Source organism: Terrimonas sp. (assembly GCF_003075435.1).
Classification (GTDB): Bacteria; Bacteroidota; Bacteroidia; order Chitinophagales; family Chitinophagaceae; genus Agriterribacter.
On record NZ_QCZJ01000001.1, the window covers coordinates 144,463 to 158,672 of the forward strand.

Below are 14,210 nucleotides of genomic sequence, written 5' to 3' on the forward strand. Positions count from 1 at the left end.
TACCTATGAATAAGTTTATAAAAGGCACTATTTCTTTTTCCCTGAAAAATAAATTCTTCACCTTTTTCTGGGTAGGGATTATTGTGATTGCAGGATTGTTCAGCTTCCTCAAAATTCCGATTGAGGCTTTTCCTGATGTAACCAATACCCAGATTATTATTGTAACAGAATGGAATGGCAGAAGCGCCGAGGAAGTAGAAAGATTTGTAACTACCCCCATCGAAATTGCTATGAACAGTGTGCAACGCAAAACTAATGTGCGCAGCATAACAATGTTTGGGTTATCTGTTATTAAAATAATTTTTGAAGATGATGTTGAAGATTTTTTTGCGAGGCAGCAGGTGAACAACCAGTTGCGCAATGTATCGCTGCCGGAAGGAATTGATCCGGATGTGCAGCCGCCTTATGGCCCTACCGGAGAAATATTCCGTTATGTACTGAAAAGTGAAGTAAGAGATACAAGAGATTTACTGACCATTCAAAACTGGACCATTGACAGGGAGCTCAGGCGGGTGCCGGGCGTTGCTGACGTAGTTGCATTTGGCGGCCAGGAAAAGATCTATGAAATATCCGTAAACCCTGTAAAGCTCCAACAATATGATTTAACGCCACTGGAGCTGTACGAAGCTATAGGTAAATCGAACCTGAATGTTGGCGGGGACGTTATTGAAAAGAACGGCCAGGCATATGTTGTGCGCGGTATAGGTTTGCTGGATAATATAAAAGACATAGAAAATACCATCGTGGATATTTTTAATGGAAATCCGCTGCTGGTAAAAGATGTGGCTATTGTAAATGAAGCAAGCAAACCAAGAGTGGGACAGGTTGGTTTAAATGATAACGATGATGTTGTGGAAGGCATTATTGTTATGCGCAAGGGAGAAAATCCCGGCGAAGTACTCAAGCTTGTAAAGGAAAAGATCAATGAGCTGAATACCCATATTTTACCGTCTGATGTAAAAATGGAAACATTTTATGACCGCGATAACCTGATGGAATATTGTACCAAAACGGTAATGCATAACCTGGCAGAAGGTATCATCCTTGTTACCGTGATCGTATTCCTGTTCATGGCCGACTGGCGCACCACGCTTATTGTAGCCATTGTTATTCCTCTCGCATTATTGTTCTCATTTCTTATGCTCAAACTAAAAGGGATGAGCGCGAACCTGCTTTCCCTCGGCGCAATTGACTTTGGGATCATAATAGACGGAGCGGTTGTAATGGTTGAAGGCATATTTGTAGCGCTTGATCATAAAGCACACAAGGTTGGTATGGAAAGATTTAACCGGTTGGCAAAGCTGGGATTGATCAGAACCACAGGTGTACAAATGGGGAAAGCCATATTCTTTTCCAAACTCATCATCATCTCTGCCCTGTTGCCGATTTTTTCGTTTGAAAAAGTAGAAGGGAAAATGTTTTCTCCCCTGGCCTGGACATTAGGATTTGCCCTCCTGGGTGCACTGATATTTACACTAACGCTTGTGCCTGTATTGTGCTCAATACTGCTCAAAAAAAATGTACGGGAAAAAGAAAACTTTTTTACGCACTTTGTAAACAGGCTTGTTCATAAAGCCTTTGGATGGACGTTTGCGAGAAAAAAACTCACCATATTAATAGCAGTAGCCGCGTTCATTGTTACCATAATATCTACCCGCTGGCTGGGAACAGAATTTCTGCCCCAGCTAAACGAAGGCGCATTATGGGTTGAAGCAAAAATGCCGATGAGCTATTCATTGCCGCAAACGGTGGATATGGTAAGTGTGTTGAGAAAAGAATTGATGAAATTTCCGGAAGTAAACGGGGTGCTTTCTCAAACAGGACGCAGCAATGACGGAACTGACCCCAGTGGATTTTACTATGTACAGATGCAGGTAAATCTCAGGCCTAAAGAAAAATGGGAGCGAAAAATTTCACTGGATGACCTGGTGGAAGAAATGGACAGGCAATTAAAAAATTACCAGGGTATTAACTATAATTACTCTCAACCTATCATTGATAATGTGGCTGAAGCAGTAGCAGGAATGAATGCTTCCAACGCGGTAAAAATATATGGTGATGATCTTGATAAGCTGGATCAGTATGCCAACCAGGTAATAGAACAGATACAACATGTGCCCGGCATAAAAGATGTAGGCATACTCAGGAATATAGGCCAGCCGGAAATAAGCATACTGCTTGATGAAGAAAAAATGGCGATCAATGGCATTACAAAAGCTGAAGCGCAGGCCGTAATTGAAATGGCTATTGGCGGAAAAACCGCAACACAGAAATATGAAGGAGACAAGAAATTTGATATCAGCATAAGGTATGATAAAAACTACAGGAAAAATGAAGAAGATATTTTAAGGTTGATGATACCTGCTATTAATGGTAACAGGATTCCGCTAAAAGAAATCGCAAGCATTAAACAGGTTACCGGGCCGGCCTTTATATACCGAGATAATACCAAACGGTTTATTGGTGTAAAATTTTCAGTTAGGGAACGCGACCTCGGCAGTACTATTGCTGAGGCACAACAAAATGTAAACGAGCATGTAAAATTAGGAACAGGATACCGCATTGGCTGGACAGGTGAATTTGAAAACCAGGTACGTGCCAGTGAACGGTTATCGCAGGTTGTGCCGATCAGCCTGGTTATTATTTTCATCCTGCTCTTTATCATGTTCAATAACGTAAAAGATGCCGGCTATGTTCTGATTAATGTACCTTTTGCATTGATCGGCGGCATACTGGCATTGCACATCACCGGGATGAATTTTGGCATCTCCGCGGGTGTAGGTTTCATAGCGTTGTTCGGGATTTGTGTGCAGAACGGTGTTATACTGATATCAGAATTTCATAAACAGGTTAAAGCAGAAAAAGATTTAACTATTGCCATAATAAATGCCGTAAAAATAAGAACCAGGCCTGTGGTAATGACAGCATTAATGGCTGCTATAGGATTACTTCCCGCTGCAATGAGCACGGGAATAGGCTCTGAAAGCCAGAAACCGCTTGCTATAGTAATTATCGGGGGGCTGGTAACCGCAACTATTTTTACTTTGCTTGTTTTTCCTATAATCTATTTTAAAGCGCTTCACCTGAGAGAAAAGAGAAAAGCTGTTTAATGATGAGATAGTTGCCCCGGAATAATGATGATTACAGGCATTGCTTATCATGATGCCAGGATCAATCCTGAAATATCTATTTCATCCAGGTAGGCATCCAGCTCTGAAGGATCTTCAAAAACACGCAGTATTCTTATCGGAGAATATTCCAGTTCATCCAGGTCGTGAAAAAGCTCTATATACACTGAAGACAGTGCATATAAATAAATCCGGCTGTGCCAGCAAATGCGTTCCGCCAGGAATACACCATATCTTCTTAATGTATCAGCCTGCTCCTCGTTTGACTGGCGTTTGAATTCAGCGATAGTCATCCCATAATAATTTGAGTATACCGCTGTAATTTGAGACAAACAACCTTAAAAAGAGCTTAAAGAGAATATATGATTTTGCACTTTTAAAAAATCTCCGAAGTATAGTGGAGATTGACTATATATAACAACCCTTGTGCAGTGTTATAATTAAATGGTATTTGGGAAGAAATCCGGCGCTGAAAAGGGTTGCCTGCTACGCCCACATAATTATTATTTTCAAACAGTCTAAGGTGATTATTCCGCATAGCCTGTCAACAGTCAATAGTTATAAGCCGGAAAATCCGGGCACATTCAAATATCCGAATACCTATACCTTAAACCTCACACTTCTCTTAAGCCATTACATTTTCATGCAGGTAGTTACCTATTTTTTCGTGCAGTTTATTGCTTACAGGTACCACAGGCAGGCGCAGTACATTTTCAATTAACCCCAGATGTGCTAAAAATGACTTTACACCGGCAGGATTATTTTCCACAAAAAGCATCTCGTATACATCCAGCAAACTATCATTTATAGCAATTGCCTCTTTTAGTTTACCGGCCAGCGCAAAACGAACCATATCCGAGTATTGCCTGGGCATGCAGTTGGCAATCACGCTTATCACACCATCCATACCACAGGCAATTTGTGAAAAGCCAAGCGCATCATCACCGCTGGATACTAAAAAATGCTCAGGGCGGTATTTCAATACCTGCATACATTGCATCATATCTCCTGCGGCTTCTTTTATGCCGGCTATATTGGGTAGTTCAGCTAAACGCAAAGTTGTTTCGGCAGTGAGGTTTCTGCCGGTTCTTCCGGGAACATTATATAATAATATTGGTTTGGGCGATGTTTCTGCCAAAGCTTTATAGTGCATATATAAACCCTCCTGCGAAGGCTTGCTGTAATACGGGCTTACGCTCAGCACAGCGGTTGCATACTTAAGCGGGTATGTTTCAAGATCGTGTATGGTTTCAACAGTATTATTACCACCAATACCAACTACCACTGGCACACGATTGTTTACTTTTTCATATGTAAATTCTATGATCTTAAGCTTCTCTTCCTTACTGATGGTTGGAGCTTCGCCTGTTGTGCCCAGCGTTACAATATATTCAACACCATTGCTGATGATAAAATCAATTACCCTTTCCAGCGCCGGGTAATCAACACTGTAATCTGCTTTAAATGGAGTAACAATCGCTACACCTGTTCCGCTTAGTTGTGCTCTTAATGACATTTTTGTATGTTGTGATCAAATGATATTTGGCTATTAGCTTTCAGCAGTCAGCTATTAGCTTTCAGTTGTCAGCTATCAGCTTTCAGGGCATAGCTTTCAACTATCGGCTGTTGACTTTAGGTTGTGGGTTGCAAGTTACAGGTTGTGAGTACTGCTGATACCTGACAACTGATACCTGATACCTGACAGCTTATTCCTCTACCTCTTCCCAAAAGCCCATTTTGCTATACTTATTAATCCTGTTATTTATCCTTTCTTCCGCGGGAATTTTCTTCAGCTCTTTTAGCAATCTCACTAATACCTGCTTTAAAGACTCTGCGGCTTCTTCGTAATTCCAGTGTGCGCCGCCATAAGGCTCTTCCACTACTTCATCTACCAGTCCAAAACTTTTCATGTCAGTTGAGGTAAGCTTTAGCTGCTCGGCAGCTACTTCTTTCTTCTCCCAGCTTCTCCATAAAATAGAACTGCAGTTTTCCGGTGAAATTACCGTATACCAGGTATTCTGCAGCATCAGCACTTTATCACCCACACCAATACCCAATGCACCGCCGCTTGCGCCTTCGCCTATTATCACACATATAACAGGCACTTTCAACCGCATCATTTCATATATATTTCTCGCAATGGCCTCTCCCTGTCCTCTTTCTTCGGCCTCAGCACCAGGAAATGCACCCGGGGTATCTATAAATGTAATGACCGGCTTGTTAAATTTTTCTGCCAGCCTCATTAACCGTAGCGCTTTTCTGTAACCTTCAGGATTAGCCATACCAAAATTACGCAACTGGCGCATTTTTGTATTGATTCCTTTCTGGTGACCAATGATCATTACGGTTTCCCCGTCCAGCAAACCAAATCCACCTACAATAGCCTTATCATCTCTTACATTTCTATCACCAAAAAATTCAATATAATCGGTAAGCATTCTTTTAATATAGGCATTAGTATATGGCCTGTCGGGATGGCGGCTTAACTGTACCTGTTGCCAGGGGGTAAGATGTTTTGTTATTTCTTTTCTTCTTTCCAGCAGTGATTGCTCCAGTTGCTGGATAGAGCTTGTATAATCTACTGTAGGATTTTTCTCCGCTATTTCCTTTATCTGAGCCAGTTGCTCAAATAATTCTTTAACAGGTTTTTCAAAATCCAGGAATTGTCTTTGCTTAAACTGAGGCATACGCTTTATTTATGGCAGTTGACAAAAGTAATATTAATAAAATAAATGGCACCGGAACAAAAATAAGCAAGAGATACCACTAATACACGAATTTTAGAATGCCAGTGTTTCTTTTTCCAGCCGGATCTCCAAAGATTTGTTTTGAGCAGTTTCTACCCTTCCTATTACCTGCGCCTCCACTCCAAATTGTTGAGCAGCTTTAATAATATCAGCTGCTGCTTTTTCTGTGGTATATACTTCAATCCTGCAACCCATATTAAATACCTGGTACATTTCCCTGTTATCCGCCTTGCTGGCTTTTTGTATAATATTAAAGATAACAGGAGGTTCAAACAGGTTATCTTTAATAACCTTTACATTGTCAGGTATATACTTCAAACATTTTGTTTGACCGCCACCGCTGCAATGAATAAGCCCGTGCAGATCATCAAAATTATTTTCGAGCAATACTTTTAACACAGGCGCATAAGTGCGTGTAGGTGATAACAGCAATTTTCCGATGGTGGTCTTGCTGCCATCTGCGGTTATTTCATCGGTTAATTTGTGTTCACCTATATATACAATCCGGTCGCTTAGTGTCGGCTCAAATGTTTCAGGATATTTTCCCGCATAATACTTATTCAGCACATCGTGCCTGGCGCTGGTCAGTCCATTGCTGCCAAGCCCGCTGTTGTATTCATTTTCATAAACGCATTTACCAAAACTCGCAAAACCAACAATCACATCACCAGCCTGTATTTTTTCATTGGTAATGATCTTTTCTTTAGGCCAGCGGGATGTCATGGTTCCATTTACGGCAATGGTTCTAACCACATCGCCTACATCAGCAGTTTCGCCGCCGAGGTAATGAATATTTACACCAAGGGTTTTAAGCTGGTCAAATAATTCCTGCGAACCATTGATCACCTGCTCCAGCACTTCACCGGGTATCAGCTTTTTATTCCTGTCTATGGTAGAATTGAAAACAAGGTTATCATATACCCCTACACAAAGCAAATCATCGAGATTCATGATGATGGCATCATGCGCTATACCTTTCCAAACAGATATATCCCCGGTTTCTTTCCAGTACAGGTAGGCAAGAATACTTTTGGTGCCTGCACCATCGGCATGCATAATGTTTACAAAATTTTCATCTGCCCCCAGAAAATCCGGGTACATTTTACAGAATGCTTTAGGATACAAGCCTGCATCTAATTTTTTGATGGCGGTATGTACGTCTTCTTTCTGCGCGGAAACCCCTCTTTCGTTGTATAAGCTCATGGTATTTTTTTAAACCGCTGCAAAAGTAATTATTCGCGGTTCAAATATCAATTTCCATTAGTTTTGCAGCCCCAAGAAATGTGAATAAAGCTCTGCAGATACATCCAGACATATCGGCTCTACCTCTTTTTCGCAATGCTGTTGTTACTATCGGCACTTTTGACGGCGTTCATACAGGTCATAAGCAAATCATCAAACAACTAAAAGAAGAAGCCAAACACATTAACGGTGAAACAGTTATCGTTACTTTTTCCCCGCATCCACGCAAGATAGTTAATCCGGGTGCTACTATAGAACTGTTGAACACCCCGGAAGAAAAAGCTGCTTTACTCGCAGCTGAGGGAATTGATCACCTGGTAATAGTGCCATTTACAAAAACGTTTGCAGAGCAGCCTGCTTCCGAATATATTACTGTTTTTTTACAGGGAAGATTACATCCCCGGACGGTTATCATCGGTTATGACCACCGTTTTGGTAAAAACCGGGAAGGTAATTATCTTATGCTGGAGGCATTTTCGGCACGTTGCGGCTTTGAAGTAAAGGAAATACCTGAAAAAGTATTGCTTGAAACCGCGGTAAGCTCAACACGTATAAGAAAAGCAATTGCCGGAGGTGATATTGCCACCGCCAATGCTTTACTGGGTTATGATTATTTTTTTGAAGGCACTGTGGTTGATGGTAACAAGCTGGGGAGAACACTGGGCTATCCTACGGCGAATATACAGCCATCAGATCCGGAGAAATTAATTCCGGGCTTTGGCATATATACTGTTGAAGTGGAAGTTAAAGGCAAAAGATACGGCGGAATGATGAGCATTGGTACACGCCCGACAATAGATGATAGCAAAACAAGAACGATTGAGGTAAATATTTTTGACTTTACTGATGATATTTATGGCGAACCTATAAAAGTATATATAAAAGCCTATCTCCGGCCTGAATTAAAATTTGATGGACTTGATGCCTTAAAAGACCAGTTGGCTTTGGACAAGGAAGATTCATTAAGGATTTTAAGAAAATAGCTGTTATTGAACCACAAAGGGACAGGAACACAAAGTTTCTCCCTAATTCAAATTCTATTTATTATCAGGTATCGAGTATTTTCCTGTATATTTTCATTAATAATTTTCCTGCAAAAGTTATGATCGTACAAGTTGCAAATGGAACAACAGTGATTAATGCAATATGGGTATAATGATCTTTAGTTATATCGTAAATGAAATAAACAATACTTAGCCAAAGCAGACAAAGCCCGACTATCTGAAATCCATTCTTCAGTTTTTTATTACGGTTTAGAATAGAAAATATTAAAGATGCCTGTCCCCATAAAATTGTTAATCCAATTACAGAAAAATGGTTCTCGCCAGTATTAAATGAAAAGTTCAAATTTTCTTTTGTTATGTTGATGAGCGAAAATATTTCAAAGATGAAAAGACATACTATTCCATGCCCGGCCCCAACTATGATAAACCCATGACTAATTATAGTCAGGGTTTTTAATTTCCTGTTTGTAATCATTTTAAAAGTCGGCAATTGCATTTGGTTTAAGCAAAAGAAAGTGATTCGTGACACGAACCACGGCAAAGGTGCAACAAAAGTTTGCAGATTGTTCAGTTGTTTCCATAAGTTGCATTATGGATAAATTATATTCTCTTTATACGTTTATTGACCTTGCCGGTACATTTGCTTTTGCAATCAGCGGAGCTGTAGCGGCCAAACAAAAAGGACTTGACGTATTTGGTATTTTGGTAGTTGCATTTACAGTGGCTTGTGGTGGTGGCATCATCAGGGATTTGTGTATTGGCGCAATCCCTCCTGCCGGTTTATCAGATTGGCGTTATTTACTGGTATCAACCATTGCTACTATTATAGCCATTGGCTTAACTCCATTAATGAAATTGCTTCACCGTCCGGTAATATTGTTTGATGCATTTGGATTATCGCTCTTCGCGGTTTCGGGCGTTGATAAAACATTGGATTACGGTCATAACAATGAGATAGCGGTTTTGCTGGGCATTATCACCGCAGTAGGCGGCGGCGTAATTCGTGATATATTTCTAAACCGAATTCCTGTAATTTTTGAAAGAGAAATTTACGCCGCGGCGGCGCTGTTGGGAGCAATTACCGTAATTGCCGGTCACTATTTAAACCTGCCCGATGATTGGATAATGCCTGCAGGGTTTATTGTTTGCCTTACAGTGCGTTTACTGGCACTGAAATATCACTGGAAATTACCGGCTTTTTCAGAACGGTAGGGAGGAATGGGCTTTCAGCTTCCAGCTGTCGGCTATCAGCAGTCAGAAATACACGTTTTACTATTTAACTAATATAATATTATTCCCCGGAAAAGTACAGTCCGGGCCAGGGATTTCGCTTTTAGAAAAAAGGTTGCGGGCATCGTCATTTCGATCCCGCCCTCGGGAAGATAAAATAAAATACGTGTTGCTCGTTTATAATGACATCATTACGTATGAATTGAAAATCAGGTTTCCTGCGTTGCGCCGTGTGTATAATGATTTAGCATTACAACAAATACTTTTTATAGAATAGCACACGGAATACACTGATGATACTGATAAACACCGATACATTCCGTAAATATCCGCCATATCCGTTTTATCTGTGTTCCATTCTGCGTATTGGGCATGCCCGAAGTTATTTTTAAATAACCCCTGATATATTTCCTGCCACGAATTCCGGTGTCTGCCCGGCGGGAATGGGTTTGTTACACAAAGAGCCACGAAGGATACACAAAGTTACACAGAGTGTTTTATTATGCTTTGTGGCTCTTTGTGTAGCCTTCGTGTACCTCTGTGAAATAACCAGTGAATATTGCAACCGGTAAGCCGGGAACTTGTAAGCTGTAACCGGCATCCTGCCGCATAGTGGACAACTGTTTGTAGAAAGAAAGCAAATGTCATCCTTATATTTTTCCTGACACAGGTTGGGTATTCGAAAGGACGAGGGAGAGTGTTTGTATTTTACTGCCAGCACTAATACAAAGTGTATAACTATTCAACTTAAAAGCGAAATCCCTGCAGTCCGGGCTTTGCCTATTGTTTTACGCTGCTGCATTTTCCGTAATATATTTCACCAAACTCCTTTTTGCAATCGGCAAAAGTGTTTCTTCCAGCGGGTAACTCAAATCCGTTTCTATACTATATACTGCCGGATTGGGTAATTCAGTTTTATTACGGATAAGTTCGGTTTTTATATTTTCATAGGTGTTCACAAAATTGCGTTGCCATTCTGCAACAAAAGAAGTTTTAATGCTGCGGTATTTCTCATCATGCTTTTCAAAAATGCTCAGGCGGTAATAGTATACCCTGGTATCACTGTATTTTCCATCACAAAGAAAAAAATAGCCTTCCCTGTTTTCCAACGGCACTATACCAACCGGTAAAATATTCAGCTTCTCTTCTACAAACTCGTAAATTTCTGCTCCATCTTTTATGGTAGCGCTCATGTTTTGTATGGCATATTGAATAATATCTTCCAGTTCTTTCATCATTTCATCATCATCCACAATTTTTTCATATAGTATCTGTAGCTTGTCTACATCAATATGTGTGAATTTTTTGGGGAACTGCTCCTGCATTAATTGCTTGCTATACTTAAAATGGAGCATATTATTGTAATGAAAAATTATGTCAGAAAGCTGGGGATACAATTTGTTTTGCGTAAACTCTGTATGTATCTGCTGCAGATAAGCCAGCAGTGTATACTTTTTCAGTTCGAAATCAATGTATCCTTCTGCAAACCAGGTTTTGGATAATGTCTTCATAACTGTAAGGGTTAAGTTTTCCGAATTTAATAAAAAAGCTTCATGAATGCTTCCATTTTATAAATATAATAACTACATTGTAGCCAGATTATTATTCCAATATATTATTATCTGCCTGCTGTACCACATTAATCTCAATGTATTATTTAGACCTTCCGGTTCGTACCTACTCTACCTATACTGTGTTTGATTAGTCTAATCCCATATTCCCTTGTGGTAACGGTTTTACATACCGTTTCAATATCTTTTTGATTTTACAAAACAGAAAACATGATCTGAAACACCCTGGTTTAATTACCGGGGAAGTAAATGCTGATTATGATCTTGCAGGCTATAAATTTTATTAAGTCGAGGCTTAATTCAGCCGGTGTTACCTCAGAAACCGGCAACATAGGAGAAATTGTTGCGGATGGCGGAGCTGGTCATGCCAACGATCACGTAATTATTTCTTTAATAAATATTGAAGAGAACAGGATATCCAGGGATCCGCATAATTATATAAGGACAGAAACAGGTATCAATAAAAAAAATCCCGCTATCCATCTGAACATTACCATACTCTTCACATCGGTAAGGCACGAAACCGGGTATGAACGTTCGCTTGAAGAAATAGAGCAGGTGATCAGTTTTTTTCAGAAACAAAATGTTTTTGACAGTACAACCGAAACAGAACTGAGTGATGCAGGTATTGAAAAGCTCATTTTCGAAATGCTGAGCTTTAACCTTGAACAACTATACCAGCTTTGGTCGATGTTAGGTGGCAGGTATCATCCGTCTGCCGCGTATCGTATGCGGATGGTGACTATTGACAACGCATCACGCGAAGGCGGACCAATGATCACAGATATAAGAAGTGATTATTATTTAAAATCCTGACTATGGCAACGGTAATTGAAACCATACAAACCACGTATATAAAACTCTTTTCAGTAAGGCTGATGCACGAGGCTTATGAAAATACAGGTGCGGCAGGAAGTACTATAGATAATGCACTGAATATATATGCCGATAAGAAAACAAAAAAATTATTTCTCAGGTATGATATCACTTATAATTATAGTGGCAATATGATTAATTGCTTTATAAGGGTTCAGGGAAACAAGCCATACAAAACTATTCCCGCTGATATACATATACGGCTCATCATACAAAAAAACACAGATTTTTTACACAGAACGCAGGTTATTGCTGCGGGCAGCGGGCAGGTATATTTATTTACAAACATGAATAATACAGTAGATGCGGGCATTAAACATATCACTAAAAATGCTGCCGGCGCACAGGATGCTGACCTGCAGGCTGTAGGCATGATCGCTTCAGATGAAAAATGCTTTGGCGTAATAGATATAACAGGCAATGCGCCTGCTAATGATTATAAACTTTTTGATACGGCAGGATTGAAGAGCCCTTCATTCGCCCTGCGCTTTATAAAAAAATAATTGACTTTAAAATAAAACACAACAACATGGCACAAATAAATGAAACTGCATTAAAAACGCCGGGTGTATATGTTAATGAAATTTCATTACTGCCGCCAATTGTGGCCCAGGTAGAAACTGCTATTCCCGCTTTTATCGGCTATACTGAATTTTCTGATGCAACTACCCAGCGCTTTAAGCCTGTAAAAATATTTTCACTGCTTGATTATATCACACAATTCGGAAAAGGTGAAGAAGCTGAAATTGCTGTAACTGTTACCAATGCCAGTTTACCTGAGATCACCGCTGTTTTTGTTCCCCCTCTTGAACATACATTATACCATCACATTAAAATGTTCTTTGCCAATGGCGGCAGCAAATGTTATATTGTTTCTGTCGGCGATTATGCTGAAACTGTAGATGAAGGAGACGATACAACACCATTGGGATTATTAGGCGGTTTAAAAGCAGTAGAAGCAGAAGATGAGCCTACACTGCTCGTAATTCCTGAGGCTATGCTGCTGAATGAAACAGGATATACAACAGTAGTGCAGGCAATGTTAAAACAATGTAATGATCTGCAGGACAGGTTTTCCATACTTGATGTTTTAAGCGGCGATGAATATTCTGATGATATTGTATCTGACCACCGCGACCAGGTAGGCAATAATTTTCTTAATTACGGCGCCAGCTATTTTCCTTTTTTAAAAACTTCGCTTACTCCCGGGTTTGATGACACAAAAATAAGGCTCACCCAATCCGGCGGCGAGCTCAATACCCAGCTGCTTTCCGATTCAGTTGGATCTCCCGCGAAAACCATTAAAGAAAAATACAATGGTATGTATAATGCCATAAAGCAGGCAATTGGTGAGCAATACTTCACACTTCCGCCTTCAGCAACAATTGCAGGCGTGTATGCTTCGGTTGACGGGCAACGTGGTGTGTGGAAAGCTCCTGCCAACGTAAGTCTTACTTCAGTAATTGAACCTACCGTTAAAATAGACAATGCCAAACAAGATGACATGAATGATAATCCTGCTACCGGCAAATCAATAAATGTTATCCGTTCATTTACCGGCAAAGGCATACTTGTGTGGGGAGCACGTACATTAGAAGGCAACAGCAGCGAGTGGCGATATATTTCTGTACGCAGGCTTTTTATTATGGTAGAAGAATCAGTTAAAAAAGCAACCGCTGTTTTTGTATTTGAGCCCAATGATGCCAATACCTGGACCAAGGTGAGGGCAATGATAGAAAATTATCTTACCGTTTTATGGCGGCAGGGTGCATTAGCAGGCGCCAAACCGGAACACGCATTCTTTGTTAATGTAGGGCTCGGTAAAACAATGACGGCGGAAGATATTTTAAACGGAAAAATGATCGTGGAAATAGGAATGGCCGCAGTACGCCCTGCAGAGTTTATCATACTCCGTTTTTCTCATAAAATGCAGGAATCATAAACGGCACTATATATTTTATCACTTAAAAAAATATTGTTATGGCGCAATACCCGATTTCAAAATTTCATTTCCAGGTAGACTGGGGTGGCTCCAGGATAGGCTTTACTGAAGTAACAGGTTTAGAAGTTTCAACAGATGTAATTGAGTACCGTGAAGGTTCAAGCCCGGAATATCATAAGATCAAAATGCCCGGGATGCAAAAATTCTCCAACATAACATTAAAGCGCGGCACCTTCCAGGGCGATAATGATTTTTACAACTGGTGGAATACAGTAGCACTCAACACTATTGAAAGAAGGAATGTTACCATTTCCTTGCTGAATGAAAGCCACGAACCTGTTGTTGTATGGAAAGTAAAAAATGCATGGCCGGTTAAAGTACAATCTACCGATCTTAAAGCAGATGGAAATGAAGTGGCTATTGAAACACTTGAACTGGCACACGAAGGACTAACTATTCAAAATGAATAA

The 14,210-nt window shown here is 40.2% G+C and carries 12 protein-coding genes; 7 read left to right on the plus strand and 5 right to left on the minus strand.

Annotated elements, in window-relative coordinates; genetic code table 11:
• The first annotated feature begins 5 nt into the window (after positions 1–5).
• Positions 6–3,110, plus strand: coding sequence for an efflux RND transporter permease subunit (locus DC498_RS00565; protein ID WP_116872175.1), 3,105 nt, complete (start codon positions 6–8; stop codon positions 3,108–3,110).
• Between the two features lie 47 nt (positions 3,111–3,157).
• On the opposite strand, the gene DC498_RS00570 is transcribed toward DC498_RS00565, so the two are convergent.
• The 4 genes from DC498_RS00570 to DC498_RS00585 form a co-directional block, all read right to left on the minus strand.
• Positions 3,158–3,421, minus strand: coding sequence for a hypothetical protein (locus DC498_RS00570; RefSeq protein ID WP_116872176.1), 264 nt, complete (start codon positions 3,419–3,421; stop codon positions 3,158–3,160).
• 332 nt (positions 3,422–3,753) lie between these two features.
• Positions 3,754–4,644, minus strand: coding sequence for a 4-hydroxy-tetrahydrodipicolinate synthase (gene dapA, locus DC498_RS00575; protein ID WP_116872177.1), 891 nt, complete (start codon positions 4,642–4,644; stop codon positions 3,754–3,756).
• Positions 4,645–4,834: 190 nt separating this feature from the next.
• Complete coding sequence (locus DC498_RS00580) at positions 4,835–5,815, minus strand: acetyl-CoA carboxylase carboxyltransferase subunit alpha (RefSeq protein WP_116872178.1); 981 nt, start codon at positions 5,813–5,815, stop codon at positions 4,835–4,837.
• Positions 5,816–5,908: 93 nt separating this feature from the next.
• On the minus strand, positions 5,909–7,078 hold the full coding sequence (locus DC498_RS00585) for an AIR synthase related protein (protein WP_116872179.1): 1,170 nt from the start codon (positions 7,076–7,078) through the stop codon (positions 5,909–5,911).
• An 80-nt stretch (positions 7,079–7,158) separates the two neighbouring features.
• Here DC498_RS00585 and DC498_RS00590 point away from each other — a divergent pair, with 80 nt between their 5' ends.
• The gene (locus DC498_RS00590) at positions 7,159–8,100 is read left to right on the plus strand and encodes a bifunctional riboflavin kinase/FAD synthetase (protein WP_240627800.1); all 942 of its coding nucleotides are present in this window, start codon (positions 7,159–7,161) and stop codon (positions 8,098–8,100) included.
• A gap of 612 nt (positions 8,101–8,712) precedes the next feature.
• The gene (locus DC498_RS00600) at positions 8,713–9,333 is read left to right on the plus strand and encodes a trimeric intracellular cation channel family protein (protein WP_116872181.1); all 621 of its coding nucleotides are present in this window, start codon (positions 8,713–8,715) and stop codon (positions 9,331–9,333) included.
• Between the two features lie 806 nt (positions 9,334–10,139).
• On the opposite strand, the gene DC498_RS00605 is transcribed toward DC498_RS00600, so the two are convergent.
• The gene (locus DC498_RS00605; RefSeq protein WP_116872182.1) at positions 10,140–10,862 is read right to left on the minus strand and encodes a hypothetical protein; all 723 of its coding nucleotides are present in this window, start codon (positions 10,860–10,862) and stop codon (positions 10,140–10,142) included.
• 318 nt (positions 10,863–11,180) lie between these two features.
• On the opposite strand from DC498_RS00605, the gene DC498_RS00610 reads away from it, so the two are divergent.
• The 4 genes from DC498_RS00610 to DC498_RS00625 are packed head-to-tail and all read left to right on the plus strand — an operon-like array spanning position 11,181 to position 14,210.
• Positions 11,181–11,738 carry a DUF4255 domain-containing protein gene (locus tag DC498_RS00610; RefSeq protein WP_165813707.1) on the plus strand — a complete coding sequence of 186 codons (558 nt, stop codon included), beginning with the start codon at positions 11,181–11,183 and terminating at the stop codon, positions 11,736–11,738.
• Between the two features lie 2 nt (positions 11,739–11,740).
• A complete protein-coding gene (locus DC498_RS00615; RefSeq protein WP_116872184.1) occupies positions 11,741–12,301 on the plus strand; it encodes a hypothetical protein in 561 nt (186 codons plus the stop codon).
• A gap of 26 nt (positions 12,302–12,327) precedes the next feature.
• On the plus strand, positions 12,328–13,740 hold the full coding sequence (locus DC498_RS00620) for a phage tail sheath family protein (RefSeq protein WP_116872185.1): 1,413 nt from the start codon (positions 12,328–12,330) through the stop codon (positions 13,738–13,740).
• 38 nt (positions 13,741–13,778) lie between these two features.
• Entirely contained in the window at positions 13,779–14,210 is a 432-nt protein-coding gene (locus DC498_RS00625; RefSeq protein ID WP_116872186.1) for a phage tail protein, read from the plus strand.